At 65.7% G+C, this 24,393-nt stretch carries 19 protein-coding genes, 2 tRNA genes and 2 riboswitches; of the genes, 14 read left to right on the forward strand and 7 right to left on the reverse strand.

The window, feature by feature from the left end; genetic code table 11:
- Position 1: 1 nt before the first annotated feature.
- Positions 2-1,039, reverse strand: coding sequence for a cobalamin biosynthesis protein CobW (cobW, locus tag ABIC78_RS11280; protein ID WP_354489717.1), 1,038 nt, complete (start codon positions 1,037-1,039; stop codon positions 2-4).
- Positions 1,040-1,233: 194 nt separating this feature from the next.
- A riboswitch (cobalamin riboswitch) is annotated at positions 1,234-1,454 on the reverse strand.
- A 71-nt stretch (positions 1,455-1,525) separates the two neighbouring features.
- On the reverse strand, positions 1,526-2,593 hold the full coding sequence (locus ABIC78_RS11285) for a HoxN/HupN/NixA family nickel/cobalt transporter (protein ID WP_502915673.1): 1,068 nt from the start codon (positions 2,591-2,593) through the stop codon (positions 1,526-1,528).
- A gap of 146 nt (positions 2,594-2,739) precedes the next feature.
- Positions 2,740-2,976, reverse strand: a riboswitch (cobalamin riboswitch).
- A gap of 163 nt (positions 2,977-3,139) precedes the next feature.
- On the opposite strand from ABIC78_RS11285, the gene ABIC78_RS11290 reads away from it, so the two are divergent.
- A complete protein-coding gene (locus ABIC78_RS11290) occupies positions 3,140-4,138 on the forward strand; it encodes a hypothetical protein (protein ID WP_354489719.1) in 999 nt (332 codons plus the stop codon).
- A gap of 10 nt (positions 4,139-4,148) precedes the next feature.
- Here ABIC78_RS11290 and ABIC78_RS11295 read toward each other — a convergent pair whose 3' ends face one another.
- The 3 genes from ABIC78_RS11295 to ABIC78_RS11305 all read right to left on the reverse strand — a co-directional run bounded on the left by ABIC78_RS11295 (position 4,149) and on the right by ABIC78_RS11305 (position 5,620).
- Positions 4,149-5,027: an oxygenase MpaB family protein gene (locus ABIC78_RS11295; protein WP_354489721.1), complete on the reverse strand. Its 879-nt coding sequence runs from the start codon at positions 5,025-5,027 to the stop codon at positions 4,149-4,151.
- A 139-nt stretch (positions 5,028-5,166) separates the two neighbouring features.
- Positions 5,167-5,243 (reverse strand) — tRNA-Met (locus ABIC78_RS11300).
- 128 nt (positions 5,244-5,371) lie between these two features.
- Positions 5,372-5,620 (reverse strand): HP1242/YdcH family protein, encoded by a 249-nt coding sequence (locus tag ABIC78_RS11305; RefSeq protein WP_169048218.1) that lies wholly within the window; start codon positions 5,618-5,620, stop codon positions 5,372-5,374.
- A gap of 187 nt (positions 5,621-5,807) precedes the next feature.
- On the opposite strand from ABIC78_RS11305, the gene ABIC78_RS11310 reads away from it, so the two are divergent.
- Both ABIC78_RS11310 and ABIC78_RS11315 read left to right on the forward strand, forming a co-directional pair.
- Positions 5,808-5,883 (forward strand) — tRNA-Thr (locus tag ABIC78_RS11310).
- 164 nt (positions 5,884-6,047) lie between these two features.
- Positions 6,048-7,244, forward strand: a complete 1,197-nt coding sequence (locus tag ABIC78_RS11315; RefSeq protein WP_171792641.1) for a tyrosine-type recombinase/integrase — start codon at positions 6,048-6,050, stop codon at positions 7,242-7,244.
- Positions 7,245-7,316: 72 nt separating this feature from the next.
- Here the strand turns inward: ABIC78_RS11315 and ABIC78_RS11320 are convergent, their stop codons facing one another.
- Positions 7,317-8,261: a LysR family transcriptional regulator gene (locus ABIC78_RS11320; RefSeq protein WP_171792741.1), complete on the reverse strand. Its 945-nt coding sequence runs from the start codon at positions 8,259-8,261 to the stop codon at positions 7,317-7,319.
- Between the two features lie 103 nt (positions 8,262-8,364).
- On the opposite strand from ABIC78_RS11320, the gene ABIC78_RS11325 reads away from it, so the two are divergent.
- Both ABIC78_RS11325 and ABIC78_RS11330 read left to right on the forward strand, forming a co-directional pair.
- Positions 8,365-8,694 (forward strand): nuclear transport factor 2 family protein, encoded by a 330-nt coding sequence (locus ABIC78_RS11325; RefSeq protein ID WP_171792642.1) that lies wholly within the window; start codon positions 8,365-8,367, stop codon positions 8,692-8,694.
- The gene (locus tag ABIC78_RS11330) at positions 8,691-9,470 is read left to right on the forward strand and encodes an SDR family oxidoreductase (protein ID WP_171792643.1); all 780 of its coding nucleotides are present in this window, start codon (positions 8,691-8,693) and stop codon (positions 9,468-9,470) included. The genes ABIC78_RS11325 and ABIC78_RS11330 overlap by 4 nt, the downstream gene beginning before the upstream one ends.
- Before the next feature lie 77 nt (positions 9,471-9,547).
- Here ABIC78_RS11330 and ABIC78_RS11335 read toward each other — a convergent pair whose 3' ends face one another.
- Entirely contained in the window at positions 9,548-10,354 is an 807-nt protein-coding gene (locus ABIC78_RS11335) for an AraC family transcriptional regulator (protein WP_171792644.1), read from the reverse strand.
- 77 nt (positions 10,355-10,431) lie between these two features.
- Here ABIC78_RS11335 and ABIC78_RS11340 point away from each other — a divergent pair, with 77 nt between their 5' ends.
- The 9 genes from ABIC78_RS11340 to ABIC78_RS11380 all read left to right on the forward strand — a co-directional run bounded on the left by ABIC78_RS11340 (position 10,432) and on the right by ABIC78_RS11380 (position 24,273).
- Complete coding sequence (locus ABIC78_RS11340; RefSeq protein ID WP_171792645.1) at positions 10,432-12,534, forward strand: FUSC family protein; 2,103 nt, start codon at positions 10,432-10,434, stop codon at positions 12,532-12,534.
- On the forward strand, positions 12,531-12,746 hold the full coding sequence (locus ABIC78_RS11345; protein WP_171792646.1) for a DUF1656 domain-containing protein: 216 nt from the start codon (positions 12,531-12,533) through the stop codon (positions 12,744-12,746). Before ABIC78_RS11340 ends, ABIC78_RS11345 begins: the two co-directional genes overlap by 4 nt.
- Entirely contained in the window at positions 12,743-13,666 is a 924-nt protein-coding gene (locus ABIC78_RS11350) for an HlyD family secretion protein (RefSeq protein WP_171792647.1), read from the forward strand. Before ABIC78_RS11345 ends, ABIC78_RS11350 begins: the two co-directional genes overlap by 4 nt.
- On the forward strand, positions 13,663-15,066 hold the full coding sequence (locus tag ABIC78_RS11355; protein ID WP_354489726.1) for an efflux transporter outer membrane subunit: 1,404 nt from the start codon (positions 13,663-13,665) through the stop codon (positions 15,064-15,066). The genes ABIC78_RS11350 and ABIC78_RS11355 overlap by 4 nt, the downstream gene beginning before the upstream one ends.
- A gap of 431 nt (positions 15,067-15,497) precedes the next feature.
- Positions 15,498-15,872 carry a VOC family protein gene (locus ABIC78_RS11360; RefSeq protein WP_171792649.1) on the forward strand — a complete coding sequence of 125 codons (375 nt, stop codon included), beginning with the start codon at positions 15,498-15,500 and terminating at the stop codon, positions 15,870-15,872.
- A gap of 4 nt (positions 15,873-15,876) precedes the next feature.
- Entirely contained in the window at positions 15,877-16,713 is an 837-nt protein-coding gene (locus ABIC78_RS11365) for an EamA family transporter (protein ID WP_171792650.1), read from the forward strand.
- Positions 16,714-17,041: 328 nt separating this feature from the next.
- Complete coding sequence (locus tag ABIC78_RS11370; RefSeq protein WP_171792651.1) at positions 17,042-19,339, forward strand: ATP-binding protein; 2,298 nt, start codon at positions 17,042-17,044, stop codon at positions 19,337-19,339.
- Between the two features lie 227 nt (positions 19,340-19,566).
- Complete coding sequence (locus ABIC78_RS11375) at positions 19,567-20,814, forward strand: metallophosphoesterase family protein (RefSeq protein WP_171792742.1); 1,248 nt, start codon at positions 19,567-19,569, stop codon at positions 20,812-20,814.
- A complete protein-coding gene (locus ABIC78_RS11380; RefSeq protein WP_354489729.1) occupies positions 20,815-24,273 on the forward strand; it encodes an ATP-binding protein in 3,459 nt (1,152 codons plus the stop codon).
- The last annotated feature ends 120 nt before the right edge of the window (positions 24,274-24,393 follow it).

Here is a 24,393-nt window from a genome sequence, read left to right on the forward strand (position 1 = left end):
CTCAGGCCGCCAGCACCGCCTTGATGGTTTGCGGGTCGAGCCTGTCGCGCTCGGCAATCGCCACCAGTTGCCCGATGCGCGGCTCTCCCGCCTGCCAGGGCCGATCATACTGATGGCGCACCCGCGCGCCCACGGCCTGAACCAGCAGGCGCATCGGCTTGCCCGCCACGGCGACATGGCCTTTCACGCGCAGCACGCCATGCTCTGTGGCCAGGCGGGCGATCCGCGCGGCAAGGTCGGCCGGATCGGATACCTCGCCCAGCGGCACCACGGTGCTGGCAAAATCGTCATGCTCGTGATCGTCGGCGCCATCGTGGTGCGACGGGCGGGCAGCGATATCGTCTTCGGCTGCGGCGTTCAGCCCCAGGATCACGCGCGGATCGGCTGCGCCTTCGGCCATGTCGATCACCGGAACCGCGCGCGGCGCCGTCTCAGTAATGATCACCCGCGCCTTGGCCAAGCCCTCCGGGCCGGCCAGATCCCCCTTGGTCAACAGCACCAGATCGGCACACGCCAATTGGTCTTCGAACACTTCGGCCAATGGGGTTTCATGGTCGATCCCCGGATCGGCGGCACGCTGCGCGTCGAGCGCGGCCAGATCGGGGGCAAAGCGGCCGGCGGCCACCGCCTCTGCATCGGCCAGCGCCAGGACGCCATCGACCGTGATGCGGCTGCGGATCGCCGGCCAGTCGAACGCCTTGAGCAGTGGTTTCGGCAGCGCCAGCCCCGAGGTTTCGATCAGGATGTGATCGGGCCGGGGATCGAGTGCGAGCAGGCGTTCGACCGTGGGGATGAAATCATCGGCCACGGTGCAGCAGATGCAGCCATTGGCCAGTTCGACAATGTTTTCGGCCGGGCAATCGGGAATGGCGCAGGACTTGAGGATATCGCCATCCACCCCCAGCGTGCCGAACTCGTTGATCACCACGGCCAGGCGGCGGCCGCCGGCGTGGCGAATCAAGTGGCTGATCAGCGTGGTCTTTCCCGCGCCGAGAAAGCCGGTCACGATGGTGACAGGCACTTTTGCCAGATCCGGCATGCACAAAACCCTTCCGCGGCGCCAGGCGAGCGACACGGCAGGGCTTGCCGGAAAACGATCCGGCCAGGCGCGCGGCAGCGGACCGGCGCACGAAAGCGCCCACCACAACGCAACCCGTGCAGCCCCAGCCGCACAAGTCTTCGTCGCCCAGACGGAAGTATTACCGTGCCCGGACCATCCCCTGGATCAAGGCAAGAGCGACCAGTACGCCGGCAGGTCTCCTGGCTCGTGGGTCAGGGCTTGATGCACGCCTTCCCAGGCCCGCTTGGGGCCCAGTGGCCATCCCCGTCGTGCGGGGACCAGTGCATCGCGCTCGCCACTTACAGTTGCAGGGACAGCTGCGGACTTGGGGCAAAGCCCCGCACCGCATTCCCGATTAAGCCCCTCTCGGGGCACCGACGCGATCTTTTGCAGGGCACCGGCCGAAACCGCTGCCTGCGCTGCCCTCCTAGCCCAGTTCGCCGGCCAAGCCAACCGGGCATGACATCAGATTGCGCGAACCACCTCGATCTCGTCGAGCCGCTGCCACCGATAGATCGCCGCACTGGCCAGCCAACACAACGCGAACAGGGCAATGATGGCAAAGCCCAGCCCATTGAAATTGCCGGCAAGATCGGCCGCCAACCGCCATGGCGCGCCAGTCAGGCCCAGCTTCTGGCCGATCAGTGCGGCCGCCTCGATCCCGCCGATCACGATCGCCACCAGAGCCGAAACCAGAGTGATGGTGATGTTGTAATAGAGCTTGCGGATCGGCTTGACGAAGGCCCACTCATAAGCGCCAAGCATGACCACACCGTCGATCGTATCGATCAGCGCCATGCCTGCGGCAAACAGCACGGGCAGCACCAGGATCGTGCCGAGCGCCAGGCCACTCGCCGCCTGGCTGGCCGACAGGCCGAGCAACGCGACTTCCGTGGCCGTATCGAAACCCAGCCCGAACAGGAAACCGAGCGGCGCCATGTGCCACGAGCGCGTGACCAGGCGGAACATCGGGCGGAACAGGCGCGATAGCAGGCCCCGGCCCGACAGCAGCAGGTCAAGGTCTTCCTCCACATAGGTGCCCCCTGCGCGCACATGGGCAAAGGTGCGCCACACCCCACGCAGGATCACCAGGTTCATCGCGGCAATGGCAAACAGGAACAGCGCCGATATCGTCGTGGCGATCATCCCGCCCACCTCGCGAAAGGCGCCAAACCGGGCGAGCGCCGTGGCCGTAAGCGCCACCAGGACCGAGGCGATGGCGATGATCGTGGCATGGCCCAGGGCAAACCACAGGCCCACCGCGATCGGCCGCTGCCCCAGCTGCATCAGCTTGCGCGTGACATTGTCGATCGCGGCGATGTGATCGGCATCGACCGCATGGCGCAGGCCAAGCCCCCAGGCGAGCACGGCGGTGCCCAGCATCAGCGGCTGATCATGGAACAGGCCCAGCGCCCACAGCCAGGCAAGGGCATTGGCCAGCAGCAGCGCGGCCAAAAGAGTAGCGATACGCCGGCGCAGCGAGGGCGCGGCCGAACGGGCCAGCAGGCGGCGAACAGGAAAGGAAACAGGCACGAGCGGAATACTCCGGCCAGAATGGCGACGGAGCCGGACGCGGGACGCCACGCGCACGCCACAAGGCGCCCACGCAGCCACACGCCGGCCAGGCGGCGTCGCTCTGACGGAACGAACCGTGCCGCGGCCATCCCCTGGACCAAGGCATGAGCGACCAAGCGCCGGCCGGTCTCCTGGCTTGCGGGTCAGGGCTTGATGCATGCCTTCCCAGGCCTCGCCCGTCTTGGCGTCCGGCCCAGTGGCTGCCCTCCCCGCCGATATCGGGAAAGGCGGTATGCATCGCGCTCGCCGCTTACAGTTGCAGGGACAGCCGCGGATTTGGGGCGCCATGGCCCCGCACCGCATTCCCGATTGAGCCCTTCCGGGCACCGGCGCGATCTTTACCCGGCAGAAATCCCGCCAGGTCCGCCGGGCATAGCCAGCCGGCAGCGGCGGCGCAACGCCCACGCGATGGTGGCGCTGCGTTTTCGATGGTTGCGAGTGACCGCGCGCTGGGCAATGATCGGCTCTGCCCGGCATCACCGCCGTCGCAGGAGGCCGCGCAGGATGATTCCAGCCGCACGCATCGCGCATCATCGACGGGCAGCGCACCTGGTCCCCGCCGTCGTCATCGTTGCCGCCATGCTGGCCGCGCGCCTACCGGTGGCGCAAAGCCACCCCGCGCTGTCCTTGTGGCTTTGCCTGTGGCTGAGCGCCGATAGCCTGCTGCTGTCACGCATCGTGCGCGATGGCCCCGGCCGTCCCGACGCTCGAACCGTATGCGCGACGCTGGCAGGCGCCTGTTGCCTCGTTAGCATGGCCGCACCGCCTGCCCTGCGTGCCGCCTTGCTGGCCATGCCCGGCACGATGGTGGCCATGGCGCTGGCGCTGCTTGCCCACCTTGCCCTCGCCGGTCGGCAGGCGCTGGCTATCATGCGCCGGGGCAGCACGGCCGCGCGCTGGGAAAGCGTGGCCGCACAATTCCTGCCCCCTGCCCTGGTGCGCCTGGCCCGCGCGGAACTGGTGGTGCTGCACATGGCTCTGTTGCGCTGGGGAGGACCAGCCGACGTTCCAACCGGCGCCCGCGCCTTTGCCTATCACCGGCACCTTACGCCGATGGCGATAACGCTCCTGTCGCTCTCGGCCATCGAAGTGGCGGTCTATCACGTCTTTCTGGGCCACTGGAGCCGCCTGCCGGCCTTGGCGATGTTCGTCGTGAGCGACCTGGGGCTGGTCTACCTGGTGGGCGTGGTCAAATCGTTCCGCTTTCGCCCGATCCTGCTGGAGGCAGACAGCTTGCGCATTCGCGCCGGGCTGCTCCTCGACGTGGCGGTGCCGCTCAACCGCATCGAGAGCGTCAGCATGGCCATCGACGGTGCCGAAGTGCGCGATGCCGCCACGCTCAATGCGGCGCTGCTGGCCTGGCCCAACGTGATCGTGCATTTGCGCGCCCCGATCGATCATGATCGCCTGCTGCGCCGCCGCAGCATCAGGCGCGTGGCGTTCAGCCTGGATGAGCCGGAGCCATTCGTGCGCCTGTTGCAATGGCGGCTGGGCCAGCCCTGAACCGCGCCGTTCAACCTGCCGGTGGCAGGCGGCGGGCCGGGGCAAATGCCCATTGCAACGTGCGCGCCATGGCCATGGCGCCACCGCGCACGATGGGCGTCGCCGGCAGGGACAGGCGGCGCCCGTGCAGCGCCTGCGCCCAGGGCGGCATCAGGTCGACCGCCGCCTGGAACAGCAGGTGCTGGGCCGGAGCGGCGGCCAGCGACGGCGACGGCTGCGACAGCACCATGCGCGCGACCTGCCGCGTGCGCTGATCCGCATGCAGTTCAGGGCGAAAGGAGGCGATGAGTGCCTCGGCCTGCGCGCGCGTTTCCGGCACGGGATCGGCGCCAAGCCGGCGCGCCACCACACCCGCCTCGCGCATATAGGTGTCCTGGTCTGCGGTTGACATGCCGGGCTCGCCATAGGCGATCCACGCATCGAGAAAACCGATAGCCTCGCACACGTGCACCCAGGCCAGCAGGTGTGGGTCGCTGGCGCGATAGGGCGTGCCGTCGGCCAGGGTGCCCTGTACATATTCGTGCACTGCCCGCACCTTGTCGATCGCGGCATCCGCCTGCCCACGCTCGGCATAGGTTGTCACGGCAATGAACCGCGCGGTGCGGCGCAGGCGGCCCAGCATGTCGTTGCGGAAAGTGCTGTGGTCCCACACGCCAGCCAGCGCTGCCGGGTGCAGCATTTGCAGCAGCAGCGCGGTCACGCCCCCGATCATCATCGTGGTGACATCGCCATGCACCCGCCAGATCACCGAATCCGGCGCAAACAGCGCATCGTTCGAACGCACGATCGGGCTTTCGCCCTTGGCCCGATCATGGAACAACGCCTGCACCCGCCCGACAAGCAGTCGCCGCAGCGTTGCGGCAGGGCCAAGATCACGGCGTGAGGTCATGCCCAAGGGTTTGCCGCAAGGCCACGTGCAGCGCCAGCGCAAAGCCAATGCAAGGACACGGCCATGCGGGCAAAACACTGCGCACTTGGCGACAGCGCCCTTGCGAGGCGCCGTTATCGCTGCTGAATATCAGGAAAAGTGGTAGCGGAGGAGGGACTCGAACCCCCGACACGCGGATTATGATTCCGCTGCTCTAACCGACTGAGCTACTCCGCCCCAGGTCCGCGCCGCGTCTGGCGACGCGCGGTAGGGCGGCCGATTAGGCGGCGCGGGCTGATCCGTCAACCTGCTTTTTTCCAGCGCTCCCGATGTTCTCCACAGGCTTGCGCATGGCCGTTGTGCGCTCAGCCGGCCTTGGCAAGCGCCAGCTGTTCGGCCAGCGCGTCGAGAACCGTCAACCGCTGCTTCTTGAGCGCTTCCACGTGCTGGTCAGAGCTGGGCGCAACCTCGCTCTCGATCCGGTGCACCGCATGGTTGAGCGTGTGATACTGCTCGACCAGGCGGTGCACATGCGCATTGCCGAGCTTGAGCGCGTGCAACAGCGCGGCATCGTCGGGAAAGGCATCCTTGAGATCACCGGGCACGTGGGTCATCGCTTGCTCCTGCAAAGGTGTTCGTGGCACGGCGATCATGCCGGCCTGGGCACGCCGCGCATTGCGCTCCATCAAACCGCCCTGGCGATGGATGTTCAGAGATATCCACAAAAACCCGGCAGCGCGTGCAAAACCCATTGCAATCCCGTGCGTGCAAAGCTAATCGCCCGCCAGCCCACACGGCAGGGCCGCTTTAGCTCAGTTGGTAGAGCATCGCATTCGTAATGCGGGGGTCACAGGTTCGAGTCCTGTAAGCGGCACCAGGGGTTTCTTCCCAAAACGTCTCAACGCATTGATTTGGCTAGATTTTCGGTCGATTTTGTCTTCCGGATGTTCTCGCTTTGTCCCAGGATTTCTCACCACTTTTCACGCCAAGTGGGGGCATTTCTGGGGGAAACGGGAACCTAGCAAAAGGCGTTGCCCCCAAATGTCGCTTAAAGCTCTGCAAATAAACGGGTTTTCGGCTTCAAACTCCCCCTACCGCAAGCCCGATGAAAAAGGCCTCTATCTTGAGGTCCGCCCTTCCGGCGCGAAGATCTGGTACTTCAAGTATCGCCTTCACGGCGTTGAGAAGCGCCTGTCGCTCGGCCAATGGCCGGACGTCGGCCTGAAAGAGGCCCGCGCCCTGCGTGACAAGGCGCGCGATTTGATTCGCGATGGCGGCGATCCGGCCGTCGAGCGCCGCAAGAAGAAGATCGAGGCCCGCCTGCACGCCAGCAACACGTTCCGCGCCGTTGCTGAGGATTTCATCAGCGTGCGGTTGGAACGCAGCGGCAAGGCGCCCGCAACCATCACCAAGGCACACTGGTTCCTCTCGCACCTCGCCCATACTGTCGGGCACCTGCCGATCGCCGACATCACGCCACCGGACTTGTTGAACGTCCTGCGCAAGGTGGAAAGCGAAGGCAAGCGCGAGACGGCCCGCCGCACGCGCGCCTTCGCCAGTCGCGTGTTCCGCCATGGCGCCGTTCTGGGACTATGCAAGAACGATCCGGCCGCCCTTCTCGACGACGCCCTCGCCGCCCCCCTCGTAAAGCACCGTGCTGCCGTCCTCGAGCCGCGCAAGCTCGGCGTGCTGCTACGCGCCATCGACGAGTTTAGCGGCACCGATGTAGTGAAACTGGCCATGCAGATTCTGCCGCACGTCTTCCTGCGGCCGGGAGAATTGCGCTTTGGCAAATGGGATGAGATCGACTGGGAGGGTGCCGTCTGGCGCGTACCAGCCGAGCGCACCAAGCTTCGCCGGCCGCACTCCGTGCCACTTTCGCGCCAGTCTTTGGAATTACTTCGGTCCCTGCAGGAGCGCACCGGACAATTGCCCTACATGTTCCCCGGCCAGCGCAAATTTACCGTGCCGATCTGCGAGAATGCGATCAACCTGGCGTTCCGCCGCATGGGCTTCGATCAAGATACCGTCACGGCCCACGGTTGGCGGGCGACGGCCAGCACGCTGCTCAACGAAAGCGGACTATGGCATTTCGACGCGATTGAGCGGTCTTTAGCCCACGGACATTCCAATGCCGTGCGCGGCACTTACGCCAGAGGGCAGCACTGGGACGAGCGCGTGAAGATGGCGCAGTGGTGGAGCGATTACCTGGACGGCCTGAAGCTATCCGCAGCGTAAGCGCAGCCGGGCAGCCGATCAAAGGCTGCCCGGCTTAGCGGAAGAAACCGACCAAATTTCGCCGTTCGCGGCCTAACCGCCACCGGCAGCTTGATCCGGAAGCTGCCGTTTCGCCTGCTGAGGACCGCTGGCGCACTCACGCGCTAGACTGACGAAGGCCCTGAACGCCGCAGATGGATTGCGGCGGCTGGGATAGTAGAGGGCAAGCGGCGGCAAAGGCGGCGTCCACTCCGCGAGGACCTGCACTAGTTCACCGGTCGCAAGTTCGTCCCGCACATCCGATGCCATGAAGAAGCCGATCCCCAGATGGTTCAGTGCGGCGGTCCTTGCGAGGCCCGCTTCGTCGAGCGTGATGGGGCCAGCGACATCGACCTGGACGGCCTGTCCCGCTTTCTCGAAATGCCAGCGGTAGAGCGCCCCGTTCGGCAACCGGACGCGAAGGCTTTGATGGGCGTGAAGGTCCGCCGGAACCCTGGGCTTGCCATGCTGATGGAAGTAGTGCGGGGTCGCGGCGACCACGAACTGTCGCGGCCCCCCGAGAGGCACGGCAATCATGTCGCTCGGCACAAGGTCAGCGGAACGGATGCCGAGGTCGAAGCCTTCGCCGACCACGTCCACCAGTCTTCCCTCGGTGACAAGGTCGATGTGGACTTGCGGATACTGGCGCAGGAACGGCAGGATGAGCGGGGCCATGACTTCGCGTGCGGCGGTGGGGAACGCGTTGATGCGCAGGGTGCCAGAAGGCACCTCCTGCTGCGCCCGGACGGTTTCCATCGCCGCGTGAATGTCCTGCAATGCAGGCCCCACCCGATCAACGAAGTTCCGGCCCGCGTCGGTCAAAGATACGCTCCGCGTGGTTCGGTTGAACAGGCGGACGCCCAACTGGCGCTCCAGCTTGGCGATAGCATTGCTCAAGGCAGTGGTGGACATGCCAAGATCAACCGCTGCCGCTCGGAATGATCCCCTGCGCATGATCGCGATTACCGCATCGAGTTCGATCAGGTTAGCTCGATCCATTATCCTGCCAATCGCGACGCTACATCCCCAATTATCCCGATTATCGCGTAATCGGTCCAGCGCTAAATTGGCGACGACGAAATCAAGATCGATGGAGACAATGATGGCAATCGAACTGCCCGCAGTCATCGCCCGGTACTTTGCCGAGGATGCGAAGGGAGGCCCAGAGCACGTCGCGCAGTGCTTTACCGACACCGCGGTCGTGACCGACGAAGGGAAAAGCCACGAGGGGCGAAGCGCCATCGCAGCATGGAAGGCGTCAGCTTCGACCCAGTACAGCTACACGGTCGAACCGTTCGCGATCGTGGGCGATGGCGACCGCTTGGTGGTGACCAGCCGTGTGGCAGGAAACTTCCCCGGCAGCCCGGTGGACCTGCGCTATATCTTCAAAGTTGAAGGCGAGCACATCGCCGCACTGGAGATCGCCCCGTGAGCCCGTTCTTTACGCTGCAGGGCAAGCGGGCACTGGTTACATCCGGCACACGCGGGGCGGGGGCAGCGACGGTCAAGCTGTTCCGCGAACTCGGCGCGCAGGTTCTGACGACTGCCAGGAGGCGGCCTGATGGCGTAGAACCGGACACGTTCGTCGCCGCTGACCTGACAACCCCTGCTGGCTGCGCAACCCTTGCAGAAGCGGCGCGTGAACGGATGGCCGGAGTGGACATCATCGTCCACATGCTGGGCGGATCGTCATCGCCGGCAGGGGGCTTTGCGGCGCTTGGCGAAGAGCACTGGCAGGAGGAACTCGACCTCAACCTTATGCCGGCGATCCGGCTGGATCGGCATCTGGTGCCGGACATGGCCGCTCGCGGCAGTGGGGTCGTGATCCATGTTACTTCTATCCAGCGAGAGATGCCCCTGCCGGAAGCAACCATCGCCTATGCCGCCGCCAAGGCAGCGCTATCGACCTACAGCAAGGCTCTCTCGAAGGAGATCTCACCCAGGGGCGTTCGGGTCGTTCGCGTTTCGCCGGGATGGATCGAGACGGAAGCATCCATCGAACTCGCCACCCGGTTGGCGGCAGATCATGGCAACGACGTGGAGCGCGGCAAGAAGATGATCATGGATTCGCTTGGCGGCATCCCCATCGGCAGACCGGCCAAGCCTGACGAGGTCGCCAGCCTTATCGCCTTCCTTGCGTCGGACCGCGCCGGATCAATCACGGGGACTGAATATGTGATCGATGGCGGCACTGTGCCCACAGTATGACTTCCCTCGACCACATCGAGACGTTCGCGTCTCAATCGCCAACGGCAGCGTTTGTCGAGGGCGGTCGGTTAGAGAAACTATGGCGATCTGTCCTTGGACCCATTACGCCTAGCTGCAAAATACTGTGCGGGCGTGCTGCCGAGGGCCTTCTTGAACATGGTGATGAAGGCATTGACCGACTCATAGCCGAGTTCGCTAGCGACATTCTGGACGGCGGTTCCACTCGCCAGTTCGCGCAGGGCGACGATGAGGTGCAACTGCTGGCGCCAGCGACCAAAACTCAGCCCTGTCTCGCGCAGCATCAGCCGGGCGAGCGAGCTCTCGCTCATGGCGACATGGCGCGCCCATTCGCCCAGGGTGCGGCGATCGGACGGATCAAGCGTCAGCGCATCGGCGATCAGGCGGATTTTCGGATCGCTGGAAATCGGCAGGTTAAACTGTTCGCGCGGCATCTCAGCCAGTTCATCGAGCAGGACGCGCGCCATTCGTGCGGCGTGCCCCTCGGGCGGATAGTCGCCCCCCTCACGCGCGAGCCGTTCGACCATCGCGCGAATCATGGGCGAAATTGAGAGCGTGCAGCATTCTTGCGGCAACGGTGCAGCGCCGGGCTCGACGAACAGATAGTTTAGCCGGGCATTGTCGGTTGTGCGGGCGCTGTGGGCCACGCCGCCCGGAATCCAGATGCCGCAGTCGGGCGGGCCGATCCAGATCTCATCCCTGGCGCGGCACGTCACTGCTCCATGCAAGGCCAGGATCAGTTGCCCCTTGCGATGTACATGCTGGGGCACCTCGGCGGCATGCTGCGAGAAATCGAGATGATAGGCCACCGCAGGCAGGGCGGCGAGATCGGGATCGAACCCGGAAATTGCAGATGCTGTGGTCATGGGATTGAATGGATATAGTGATTTTCTGACAGGATATCGAATTTATAATTTCTAGATAGGGCGCGATGGTTGCCGGCATGACAACCGCCAGCCTTTCCATTCCAAACCTTGCGCAGCTTTTCGGCACGGCCCGGTCCAAGGCCGCAAGGCTGTTATCATCGCCAGCGATCAAGGCAGACCGCGACGCGCTGCTCTTTTCGGCCAAGACCTTCGCGGCGGCAATGCTGGCCTATTATGTGGCGCTGCGCATCGGCCTCCCCAAACCCTATTGGGCCATCCTGACCGTCTACATCGTCTCCCAAACATCGGCGGGCGCATCGCTCGGACGCGGCATCTATCGGCTCGCCGGAACAATCTTGGGCGCTGTCGCGACTGTGGCCATCGTTCCGAACTTCGCTAACGAGCCCGTCCTGTGCAGCCTGATCCTTGCTTGCTGGATAGGGCTGTGCCTCTATTTCTCGCTGCTGGATCGGACACCGCGCGCCTATGGCTTCGTGCTGGCAGGGTACACGGCCAGCCTGATCGGCTTTCCTGGCGTCGCCGATCCGGGCGCGATGTTCGACACGGCAGCGGTGCGCGTGCAGGAGATCGGGCTCGGCATCGCCTGCGCCGTGCTGATCCATCGCTTCATCGCGCCCCGGCGCATGACAGGCCAATTCAATGCCAAACTCGCCTCCACCCTTGCCGATGCGCGCAGCCTTGGGCGGCAGGCACTGCTGGGCGAGCCGGTTGCCGACCGGCGCGGCAGGCGGGCGATGCTGGCATGCGACCTGCTCGCCCTCAACGGACTGGCCGCGCATCTGCCCCATGACGATCCGCGATCCGCTCCGCCGCGCGAGACGCTGCACCGGCTTCACGATGGGCTCGCCCGGCTGATCCCTCTGGCCAGCGAGATCGAGGTGCGGGTTCACAGGCTCTCGGCTCTCAGCCTGGCCGAGAGCGATTTGCGCCAACTGATCGAGGATTGCCGCCATTGGCTCGCCAGTGCGGAATCCGACAGGCAAGAAACGCCCAGACAACTGTCAGAGCAGGCACGGTTCATCCGCACGCAACTGCTGGCCGACCCGCTACACCATGACAATGCCTTAGGCGCCAATCTCTGCGGTCATCTGGTCGAACTCATCGCCCTGTTCGACGACTGCGACCGGTTGGGCGCATTCGCCCAGCAAGGCGGTCGACCGCAAAGGAGCGTCGGCGGCACAGGCAATGTCACCGGCTATGTCCATCATCGCGACCACCGCGTGGCCGCGCGCGCAGCCCTGGGCGCGGTCGTCGGCGTCTTCAGCGCATGCCTGCTGTGGATCTGGTCCGCCTGGTCGGATGGCGCATTGGCGCTGTCCATCGTCGGAGTCGCCTGCGCCTTGTTCGGCAATATCGACACACCCAAGCCTGCCGTCATCAAGTATCTGATCGGCTCGCTCTATGCCGTGGTGCTGGGCCTTGCCTACAGTTTCATCATCCTACCGCGCGTCAGCGACTTTCCGGTGCTGGTCGCGGTGCTCGCCCCTGTTCTCTTGTGGGCGGGGTCGCTGCAAGCGCGGCCGCCGACTATGTTGATGGCGCTGGGCATCACGCTCAGCTTTCCGATCCTGACCGGCCTTGGCTCCAGATACACCGGCGATTTCGCAACCTATCTCAACAGCACCGTGGCGCTCGTCGTCGGCACTGGCTTTGCCGCTGTCAGCATGAGCCTGTTCCAGACGGTGCCTGCAAGGCAGGCCATCACCCGCCTGCTGCGCCTGAGCCGCCGCGACGTTGCCCGCCGGGCGCAGGGCCGTGCGATTGATGAGGCACGGTGGACCGGGCTCATGATCGACCGCACCGCCTTGCTCCTCCCACGCGCCAGACAGGCCAAGGCGGGCGAGACGGACCCGGTCGGCGAAGTTCTGCTCTATCTTCGTGTCGGTCATGTGGTGGGCCTGCTACGCCAGAAGACTGCGGACGGGCACGCTGACGCCGGCGATGTATCCGCCTTGCTTGGCGCGGTGGCCCGAGCCTTCAGCGGCGAGCAAAAGCCCGGGGATGATGCCCTGAACCGGCTCGCCATGCGGGGAGACATAGAACGGGCCAAACTGCCGGGCGGTGGAGGGGCGAATGGTGCGGACTTGCGCGACCTCCTCATTGACCTGAGCTTCGCGCTGAACGCCCACAATGCTACCGGCAAAGGGCATCCCGCATGATCGCCGACATCGCCATCGGCGGCGTCCTGCTGCCCGGCCTGCTGGTGATCGCGCTTGTCGCGCTGATCGGCGCGGCGATCGTTCTGCGCCTCCTCACGCTGACCGGGGCAGACCGCGCCTTTGCCCGCAGGCCGTTCGTCGAACTGGCCGTCTTCATCATCCTCTTCGGTCTGCTCGCGCAGTACCTGCCATCTTCCGGACTTATGCCATGAAGCCAATCCTGTCCCTGCTGGGCCGCTATGCCCTGACCATTGGCGCCGTGGCCTTGGCCGCCGTCCTCGCACTGCAACTCTGGCACCGCTACGAGCGCAAGCCCTGGACGCGCGACGGCCATGTCCGCGCCGATATCATCCGCGTTTCCACCGATGTCGGCGGACTGGTCACGCAGGTCATGGTGCAGGACAACCAGACCGTCACGCCTGGCCAGTTGCTGATCGTGCTCGATCGCCCCCGCATCGACGCCACGATCGAGCGAGCGGATGCCGCCATCGCGCAGGCCCGCGCCGAACTGGAGCAGGCTCGCCGCGAATCCCGGCGTGACCGCGCCTTGGGCGATCTGGTGGCCGCAGAGGCACGCGAGCAGAACGCCGCGAAAGTCAGCACGCTGGAGGCGGTGCTCAAAAGCGCACTGGCAGCCCGCAACGTCGCCGATGTCGACCGGCATCGCACCGAGATCCGCGCCACCGTGGGCGGGACCATCACCAACCTCGACATTCATCCCGGCGACTATCTGGCGGCGGGCGCGCAGGCCATGGCGCTCGTCGATACCGCATCGCTGCGTATTGAGGGCTATTTCGAGGAGACGAAGCTGCACCGGGTCGCGGTGGGCGATCGGGCGCGGGTGCGCCTGATGGGCGATGACAAGGATATCACCGGCAGGGTCGAAAGCATCGCCGCCGCCATCGCCGACGACCAGCGCGGCGAGGCGCAGAACCTGCTGCCCAAGGTGACGCCGACCTTCTCATGGGTGCGCCTTGCCCAACGTATCCCGGTGCGCATCCGCATCGACCGTGTCCCGCCGGGAACCCGGCTGATCGCAGGCCGGACCGCGACCGTCGAAATCGTCCCTGCCGATGCCCAGCCAGTCATGGCGCAGGCCCCCGTTACGGCGCAGGCAAGGGTGCGGTCATGAAGGCGGCGCTGACACTGTCGGCTGCCCTGCTGGTTGCCGGATGCGTGGCCGGGCCGGATTACCATGGCCCGCAAGCGACCATCGCGCAAACCCTTACGGCGCAAGGGGCCTTCGTGGCGGGCGACGACAGCGCTTTCGCGCAGGAACCGCTGCCCGACCGCTGGTGGAGCCTTTACGCCGATCCCCGCCTCGATGCGCTGGTCGAACAGGCGCTCGCCGTCAATGCCGACCTGCGCGCCGCCGACGCCAATCTGCGCAAGGCCGAGGCAGTGCTGCGCCAGACCGCCGGAGCCCGCGCGATCTCGACAGGCGTCAGCGTGCAGGCGGCGCAGGAGCGGGATTACAGCACCACTTCAGCGGGCGCGAGCATGCCGGGCGTCGCCACCTATGGCTTGGGGCTGTCCGCCAGCTATCCGCTCGACCTCGCCGGCAAGCTCAGGCGTGCCATCGAGGCCGGTGAGGCTGATCGCGATGCGGTCGCGGCGGCGCGCGACACTGTTCGCATCGGCGTGGCGGCGGCGGTGGCCAGGGCCTATGCCGGGGTTTGCGCGGCCAACTTCCAGATGGCTACCGCGCAACGGGTGGCTGGCCTGCAAAGACGCACATTGGACGCCACGATCCGCCTCGCGCGCGGTGGGCGCGGCACCGCTTTCGACGTAACCCGTGCCCGAACGGCGGTGGAGACCAGCGAGGCGGCTCTCCCGGCCTTTGTCGCGAAGCGGCAGGCATCGCTGTTCCTCATGGCGACATTGCTCGGCAAGGCCCCGGCGGATTATCCTCGCGAGATAGAGGCTTGTGCCACTTTACCAGTGCTTGCGCGGCCCCTGCCGGTGGGCGACGGCGCCGCGCTTCTGCGCCGACGCCCCGATATCCGGCAGGCCGAGCGGAGCATTGCCGGAGATACCGCGCGCATCGGTGTCGCCATTGCCGATCTTTATCCCTGCGTGAGCGTGGGCGGTGGCATTCTGGCTGGCGGCAAGGTCGAGAACGTCGGCAGCAGTCACAGTTTTGGGTTCGGCTTCGGGCCATTGGTCAGCTGGAATTTTCCCAGTCGACCGATCGTGAAGGCCCGGATCGCGGCTGCGCAGGAGCAAGTCGCGGAGGATCTCGCCCGGTTCGACGCGGTCGTGCTCGAAGCGCTGCGCGGCACGGAGACGGCGCTCGCCACCTACGCCCGCAACCGCGACAGGGCCGCCGCGCTGGACCGCGCCGCACGAAGTGCCGAAGCGTCCGCCGCGCAAGCCGACAAGCTGTTCCGTTTTGGACGCAGCGATTTCCTGCCAGTCCTCTCCGCGCAGGCCACCCTTGCCGTCGCGCAGGTTCAGCGGGCTGCAGCGCAATCGGAACTGGTCGACGATCAGATCGCGATCTTTCTCGCGCTCGGTGGTGGCTGGCAGTAGAGGGCCTTCATATGCAGCGGAATTGAGACATCTGCCGACCAGATTTCACCGTTCCTCCGGGGTGAAGTGAACTCCAGGATCTGACAAGAGCCGCCGGTCGAGCATGAACGATCGATCGGCAGCCGCCAAACATTGCCGTTCAATCGAAGACCCAGGCTTCCCGAAACAGACGGTTTTGGAAATGTCCGACCGTCCCGTTTTTCCATCTGCAATCTGCCATTTGGGGATCGGGAACAGGATTTGGGAAAGCCAAGCCTGCCGTCCGGGTGTCTGCGAGCTCCCGCAACGCTCGTCTCGCAACAGTTCCAATGCGGAAAGGTCGTATCCGCCGGAATGGTAGGCTAGGCAGGAATGATGCCCATGCCCGATGCCGCCAGCCGTGAACCGCCATCGATGCTGAGCTGCCAAGGGCGCTATTCTCCGGAGGACATATGTTCACGCACATCATGATCGGCAGCAACGACTTGGAGCGGTCCAAAGTTTTCTACGACGCGACGTTCACGGCGCTTGGCGGCAAGCTTGGCAAGCGGGACGAGAGGGGGCGGCTGATCTACGAGCACGAAGGCGGACGGCTGATGATTACCGAGCCAATCGACGGCAACCCAGCGACCGCCGCCAACGGCGGTACCATCGGCATCGCCGCGACCAGCCAGGACCAGGTCCGCGCATGGCACGAGGCCGGCACTACGCACGGCGGCACCTCGATCGAAACCCCGCCCTGCGAGCGCCCGAACGGCGTCTTCGTCGCCTACCTGCGTGATCCGGACGGCAACAAGCTCACGGCGCGAACCAAGGCGACTCGATAGCCTCATGTCCATTGGGACCAGCCTAATCGTCTTGTTCGCGGCGATCCTCCATGCGAGCTGGAACGCCTTACTTCGCGGCGGCGACGATCGGCTTTGGTCGATGACGATCATGTGCATCGCCATCGCGCTCGCCTGCACGGTGATGGTGCCCCTCGTGCCCGTTCCCGCAGTAGCGAGTTGGGGCTGCGTCGCCTTGTCGGCGTCGCTTCACACCGGCTATAATCTCTTCCTCGTGCGTACCTACCGGCAAGGCGATCTCGGGCAGACCTACCCGATCGCCCGCGGGGCCTCGCCGCTGCTGGTCTCGCTCGGCGCCTCGATCTTCGCGCGCGAGCTACCCGACGCGCTCAATCTGATAGGTGTGTTGCTGGTGTCGGGCGGCATCATCGCGCTGGCCTTCCAGGGGCGCACCATCGGCGGGCAGACCCTGCTCTTCGCGCTCGGTACCGGCTGTTTCATCGGCGCCTACAGCGTGACCGACGGCATCGGCGCCCGGCTGTCGGGCTCCTCGGTCGGCTACACAGTCTGGATGTGCCTGTTATGGGGCTTGCTCGCGCCGACGACTTACGTCCTGCTGCGCGATGTTCGCTCTTTGTTTCGCGGGCGACGGGAGACGCTGGTGGCGGCGAGTGGAGGGCTCGCCTCGTTGCTGGCCTATGGCATCGTCATCGTCGCGATGACGCGCGGTGCGATGGGGCCGGTGTCGGCGCTGCGAGAGACGAGCGTCGTATTCGCCGCCCTCATCGGACGCTTTTTCCTCCGCGAAAATCTCAGCGGTTACCGGATCATGGCCTGCCTGGTAGTGGCGGTGGGAGCGGTACTGATCGGGCATGCGGGATGACAACCCATCCGGCAGAATTGCAACGATCATGCATCAATCAGGTCGCGCGCCTTTTCACGAAAATACTATCGCTTTTGGAACAGCACGAACCGACCAAACCCGGTCGCTCGATTAGTCACCGCGAACGTCTTTTCTTGACAGAAGTTGCCGTTTGGCTCCCCCGAAGCGGATTGTCAGTAAGGTGCCTCAAGTCGAACTTTTGCCAAGGAATTGGCAGTTAGTGCGCCCCGTCTCGGAAGCTTGCGGTCGGCGATGCGGACTCAACTGCGATAGGTCTTACGGTCGCTTCGAGATTGACAATAATCGCGGCAGGAAATTAACTCCTGCAATGGGGATCCTTACTAACATCAAGTCGCTGCAGGGAATGGGGATATACGCTGCTCGCGGCGCGCGATCACCATCTCTGCACTTCCGGCGTTACAACCTGATCTACGGGTTCAACGGTTCGGGAAAGAGCACGCTATCGCGGCTGTTCGCGAGCCTTGAGTCGGGCGAACCGCACCCGAAGCTCCCGCAGGGCGGCACGTTCGAGGTGACGTTAGACGACGGGGCAGCGTTCGGGTGCCCGACCAATCCCAAAGGGCTCGAGCAGCGAATGCTCGTGTTCAACTCGGACTACATCGAGCAGAACCTCCAATGGGCCGCCGGGCGTGCGAGGCCTGTGTTCTACATCGGCGCGGACCAGGCGGAAGCCGCCGCCGAGCTGACGAGGATTGAGGGCGACATCCTTAAGGCGGAGGCGAATAGCGAGGCGGCGGCCGTAACCGAAACGGCGGCGGACAAGACCTTCGCCAGCTACAAGCGCGAACGCGCCAAGTCCGTCGCGTCGCGCCTCCATCTGGGCGGCCGCAAGTACGAGGCGCCAGCGCTCGCCAGGGACTTCGACACGTGGAAGGACTTTGACGGACCCAGGCTGACAGATGGCGAGCTCAAGGCCGCGGAGGACACGCGCAGGCTCGACGAGCCGATGCCCCGCCTCGACCCGCTTTCGTTCGACCTGGCCACGATTGAGACTGCCTACCGCTTCATCGCCGAGGTCTGCGGCCAGTCGCTAGCGACCGTCGCGCTCGAGGAGGTGCAGCGGCACCCGGACATGCTCCTCTGGCTGAAACGCGGCCACGAATACCACGACGCCCATGGCCTGGCCGACTGCCTTCTGTGCGGGAACGAGATCCAGGCGGAACGGCGCGCCTTGCTGGCGGCGGCGCTCGACGACAGGGTCGACCAGTTCGTCGCCCGCCTCAAGAGAACTGCCGAACGTCTCGACGATCTCCTAGGGTCTATCGGCCAACTGGCCGCCCAGCTGCCTGCGGCGGACGACCTGGCCAGCGAGCTGCGGCCAGGCTTCAGGGACCTGAGGCAGGACGCGTCGCAGAACGCGCGCCAGCTCGCGGAGCAGTTGCGCACGCTGCAAGGCGTCCTGTCCGCAAAGCTGGAGCGGCCCGCATCTCCTGCGGACATGAAGGACATCGCCGCCGAGGCGGATGTGCGCGCCACCGCCGAGCGCTTGGCAGTCAGCGTCGCAAGCGTCAACGAGACGATCGCGGCCCACAACCAGGGCGTCGTCGACTTCGCGAAGCGGAAGGACGATGCGGAGACGTCCATCCGCCGCCACTTCATCGTCGACTGCCGCGAGGAATATGCCAAGACGGCGAAGGACGTCGGCGACGCCACCGCCAGGCTGAAGGTCGAGACCGACGCGCTGGCCGCCCTGCGGGAGAAGGCATGCGAGCTGCGCCAGCGCATCCGGACGCACGGCCCCGCGGCCGCCGTCATCAACAAGCTCATCGCGGCCTACCTCGGCCACGGCGAGCTGACCATCAACCCCGTAGACGAAGGTTATGAACTGCACCGCCATAGCGCGCCGATCACCGGCGTACCGAGCGAGGGCGAGAAAACAGCCATCGCGATCGCCTACTTCCTCTCCTCCATTGAGGCGGACAACCGGAAGTTGAAGGACGTCATCGTGGTGGTGGATGACCCAGTCTCGAGCCTCGACACCAAGGCGCTGAACTTCGCCTGTTCCCTCGTGAGGACGAGGCTCGAGAAGGCCGCGCAGGTCTTCGTCCTCACGCACAATCTCCAGTGCATGAACGAGTTTAGAAAAGCCTGGAAGGGCAAGGCACGGCCTCCGGCCGGCAAGGATCCGACCGCCACTTTCCTCTACATCGACGTCACGATCCCCGAGGGAGAACACCGCCGCTCCTCCAGGATCATCGAGATGTCGAAGCTGCTCCGCGAGTACGATTCAGAGTACCACTTCCTGTTCAGCCACGTGCTGCGCTTCGTCGAGCAGCCCGACGCTTACGACGACCACGGCTACATGATGCCCAACGTGATCCGCCGGGTGCTCGACGTGTTCCTCGCCTTCAAGAGTCCGGGTGGTGGAGGACTGCCCGGCCAACTCGACAAATTGTGCGCCGACTATCCGGATCTCGATAGGGAGAGGCTGGCGGCGCTGGAACGGCTTACCCAGGTCGAGTCCCACTCCGACAACCTCGATGACCTGCTGTCCTTCTCGACGATGACCCTTGAGGAGACGCGCGGAGCGGCCGCTGCGCTCTTCGCCATGATGGAACACGTCGATGGGAAGCACCTACAACGGCTGAAGGGCCTCTGCACATGATACCTTCCGGCCGTCGAAAGCCTTGGGGGATTCCGCCGGAGGCACCGAGGAATGATGGCAACACAGACCGAAGATCTGAGAGCTATTGATAACGTTGGCTCATAGGAGCGCGTGCAATGACGCCGAGTTGTCTGCATCAAAACTTTGCCGCATGTTGGCGCGTGCGGTATGATGATGAAGAATACGCGGCCGACACATGGGGGTAAGCCATTACAGACTTTCGTTTCCTGCATGCCGCCGACATTCACCTCGATAGCCCGCTGCGCGGCCTGTCGAGATACGAGGGGCTTCCGGAGGAAGACATCCGAGGTGCGACCCGGGCGGCATTCAACAACCTCGTCCAGCGGGCCCTCGACGAGGAGGTCGACTTCGTGGTGATCGCCGGCGACCTGTTCGACGGCGACTGGAAGGACATGGGAACCGGCCTCTATTTCGCGCGGGCGATGGGTCGGCTCGCCCAAGCCCACGTCCCGGTCTTCCTATTGGCCGGCAACCACGACGCGGAGTCGGTGCTAACGCGAAGCATTACTTGGCCCGACAACGTCAAGCTGTTCGGGACGAGGCGCCCGGAGACTCATGTCCTGCCGGAGTTCGCCGTCGCCGTGCATGGCCAAAGCTTCGCAACGCCGGCCGTTACCGACAACCTCGTCCTCGCCTATCCCGACGCGGTCGAGCACTACTTCAACATCGGCGTGCTCCACACCGCGCTAGCCGGCCGTCAGGGCCATGCCGCGTACGCCCCGTGCAGCCTGGAAGAACTCAGGTCCAAGCACTACGACTACTGGGCGCTTGGCCACGTCCACGAGCACGAGGTCGTCTCAGAAGACCCATACGTCGTCTTCCCGGGCAACACGCAGGGACGCACGATCCGCGAGACCGGGCCTAAGGGCGCGGTAATAGTGACGGTGGAGGACGCCCAGATCGTCACCATCGAGCATGTCGAGCTGGACGTACTGCGCTGGGCGCACGTCGAGGTCGACTGCACCGGGGCGGCGGCGGACGCGGTAGCCTCGCTCATGCGCGCATCGCTCCTCTCCACTTGGCAGGCCGATGCGGCAGGCCTGCCTCTCGTCGCACGGGTGTCGCTCACCGGCGAGACGGCGGACGCCGGCGCACTACACGACGGCATGTCATCGATCCGCGACGACGCGCGCGCGGTCGCCGCGTCGATATCGCCGGACCTTTTCATCGAAAGGGTGAAGGTGCTGGTTGTGCCGCCCGCGCAACCGCAGCAGATCCGGATTGGGGACGACCTGTCGTCCCTCATTGGACAAGCGGCTACCGACCCGGAGCTCGCCGCCCTCCTCGCCGAGGACCTCGCGCCGTTTATGCTCGCCACGCAGACCGCGATCGGCCAGTCACCGGACGACGCCGACGACGAGGGCCTGCGGCGATCCGCGGGCGACGGGGACTGGACGGCGGTGCTCCAGACGGCGACACTCGCGCTGCGGTCGCGCCTGACTGGGGAGGCGTAGGTGCGCTTTGTAAACCTGTCGCTCGAGCGCTACGGTCACTTCGAGGACTGCACGCTCTCGTTCCGCAACGGCCAACCGGACCTGCACGTCATCTACGGCGCGAACGAGGCCGGCAAGACCACGTCGCTCGCCGCGGTGTCGGATCTCTTATTCGGCTTCCCAGTCCGATCGCCATACAACTTCATGTACGACTACTCGCTCCTGCGGGTCGGCGCCGTGCTTGAGGACGAGGGAGCCACGCTCACCTGCCGCCGCAAGAAGGCCACAAACGCCTCGTTGCTGGGTTCTGACGACCGGCCGATCGACGAGGGCCCGCTCCTCGCGATGCTCAGGGGACAGACAAGGGAGACCTTCGGCCTCTCGTTCAGCTTGGATCAGGAAGGCCTGCGGGCCGGCGGCAAGGCCATGGTCGAGGCCCGCAACGACCTCGGCCGCGCGCTGTTCGCGGCTGGCTCCGGCCTAACCGGAGTCTCGGACGAGCTGGCGCGGCTGGAGGAGGAGGCGGATGCCATATGGGGTCCACGCGCGTCCAACAGACGCTCCTTCACCGTTGCCCAGCGCGAACTTGAGGCGGGCCTACGCTCGATCCGGGACAGGTCGCTCCGACCGAGGATCTGGACCGACGCGAGGGCGGCGGTGGCGACCGCGCAGGCCGCCTTGGACGAAGCCCAATACCGGCGCGACGAACTGCTTGCCGAGATGAGCCGCGCGGAACGGATCCGCCGGATTGCGCCGTCAGCGCGCCTACGGGCGGAACACCTGGCCGCCCTTGAGGCACACGGTGCGACCCTCGAACTGGCAGCGCAGCGCGAGGAGGCGGCGGAAACCGCGATGGCCGAGGCCGCGTCCGCGGGCCGCGCGAAGGCCGCCGCTGCGAAGCTGGCTGAAGAAGCGGCCGAGCGTGTGGACGCGCTAGTGGCCGACGAGGCGATACTGGCTCAGGCGGATCTCGTCGACGCGCTCGTGAGCGCCTCAGGGGCGGTCGCGAAGGCAAGCAGCGACATGGTCAGGCTCAGGACGGAGCACGCCACGCGGACCGGCCGGATCGAACGCCTGCGGGAGGAGGCTGGCGCGCTGGCTCCCGCTCCACCGTCACGAATCGCCAGCGCGAGGCTGCGCGAACTCGCGCTCTCGCACCTTGAGGACAGGTCGGCGATCGCTCAGATCGCGCAGAGCGAGGAGGAGCTCGACGATCGGCGGAGGGCGGCCTCGAGTCTGCCGCGCAAGATTGACAATGATCCGAATAGCGACCTGGGGTCGGTCATCGCCGCCGTCGACGCCGCGCGCGCTCTCGGTGCCGACATCGACGCCCGCTGCCAGTCCCTGCGGAGGACGGCCGACACAGCCTCGACGACCCTGGCTCAGTCGCTTTCTCGGCTGGCGCCGTGGAGCGGCGACGCCGCGACGCTACTGGAGCTCCCCCGGATCGGACAGGCGGAGGTCGATGAAGCGCGGACGGCGATGGCGAACCTCGCGGCCGAAGCCGAGCGGGAGGCCGCCGCCGCCGGCCGCGCCCGGGAGGAGGCCGCAGACCTTTCCCTCCAAATGGAGCAACTCGCTTCCGGGAACGCGGTATCCGCGGAGGAGATTCAGAGCGTGCGGACAGCCCGCAACGAACACTGGCGCCCGCTCCGTGATCACATCCTGACTGCGGCGCCAGTCGCCGCGCCGGGCGAAGCTGTCACCGTCTTCGAAGCCACCCTGGCAGAGGCGGACCAACTCAGTGACATGCGGTTCGCGGCGGCCGACGAGTCGAGCCGTCTCGCCGACATGCAGAACCGGATCGCGAAGCTCATGCTCGATGCGCAGCAGGCTGAACTCCGTGCGAAGGGCGCGGAGGAGCGCGTCGACACCAAGCGAAGCGCCTGGCGGGAGAGGCTGGAGGCGGCGGGCCATGTCGATATGGAGCCGACGCGCCTTGTCGCCTGGAACGCCGCGAGGGATGTCGCCGAGGCGGCGTACGCCGCGTCTATCGCGGCGATGGCGGAAGCCGGGGCTGCCGATGTCCGCCGGGCCAAGGTGCGACAGGCACTCGCCACATGTCTTCCCCAAGGCGCCGCGCCGCCGTATGCCGCCGAGATCGCGCCCATCCTGGCGATCGCCGAGCGACTGCGGGCCGACCTTGAGGCGGCCGAGCAGCAGAGACGGCTCGACGAAGCCGCCGCAGCGCGTATCGAGCAGGACGCCGATACGCTCGGACGACGCAGGAAGCGTCTCGAGGACGCGGCGGCCGACCGTGAAGCCCAGTGGCGCCAGCAGCTCGAACAGACCGGCCTCGACCTTGATCTCGGGAACGCGACCGCTGCGCTCGACATACTCGAGGAGCTGCGCGTCGAGATCGAGGCGCTATCGGACCTGCAGGGACGGCTCGACGGGATGGAAAGGGACGCGGCCCACCACGGCGCCAAAGTCCACGCGGCCGCCGACGCCCTCGGCATTCCCGCGTCCGAAAATCCGGAGGAGCGGCTGACCGCGCTGCGGAGCCGCCTGACCTCCGCGCGCGCCACGGCCAAGGTCATGGACGCCCTGAAGGCCACGATGAAGGCCCGCGATGAAGAGGTGGCGGCCGAGGAGGCAAGGTTAACGGCGGCCATAGGTTCCGTCAGGAGCCTGATGGAGGAGACGGGTTCGGAAGGCGTCGACGAACTCGCGGCCGCCATCGCGCGATCTCGCGCGGTCAGAGCGCTCCGGGAGGCGATCGCGGATGCCGATACGGCAATCACATCGGCCGGCGACGGCAAGGGTCTTGCGGAGCTCCTCGGATCCCTGGACGGCGTCGATCCAGACGGCTTGGCGGCCAGGACGCAGACGCTCGCATCCCAACTGGCAGACCTAAACGCCGAGGTGGATGCCGCGGCGGGCCGGCTCGGCGATGCACGGAGGGCGTTCGCCAATCTCGAGCAGGCGGGAGAGAGCGCCATTGACGCTGCCACGGACGCAGGTCAGGCTCGGGCGGAGCTGGCGGTCCTTTCCGAGCAATACATCCTGAAGCGGTCCCAGGCGGTGACGCTGCGTTGGGCGATCGAGCGATATCGCGAGCAACACCAGGATCCGATGCTGCTCCGCGCCTCGGAGCTCTTCTCGATCCTGACGATCGGACGTTACGCGGCGCTGCGGATCGACAGCGACGCCGCCTCGCCGCGACTCCTCGGAGTCCGTAACGACGGCAGGACCGTCGTCGAGGTCGGCGCTATGAGCGAGGGAACCACCGACCAGCTATTCCTCGCCTTGCGCCTAGCCGCCGTCGAGCAGTCTGTCGCAGCGGGCGTGCGGCTGCCGTTCCTAGCTGACGATCTCTTCGTCAACTTCGACGACGACCGGTCCGAAGCGGGTTTTCGAGTGCTGGCGGAGCTCGCTAGGTCGACGCAGGTCCTATTCTTCACCCACCATCCCCATCTAGCGTCGATCGCGCGATCTGTGGTTGGGGCCGACATCCACTCGGAATGTACTCTGGGTTGAGACCCAAGCCGCTAGGCTTCTTCCGGCGTTCAGGCCGAACCGGGCAGACGCGCAGGCTCTTCGCTACACCAAGAATGGCCGGTTTCGCCGTTACAGGTCGTTCTCAGCGACAGGGGCGAT

It is taken from the genome of Novosphingobium sp. 1529 (assembly GCF_040544855.1).
Classification (GTDB): Bacteria; Pseudomonadota; Alphaproteobacteria; order Sphingomonadales; family Sphingomonadaceae; genus Novosphingobium; species Novosphingobium capsulatum.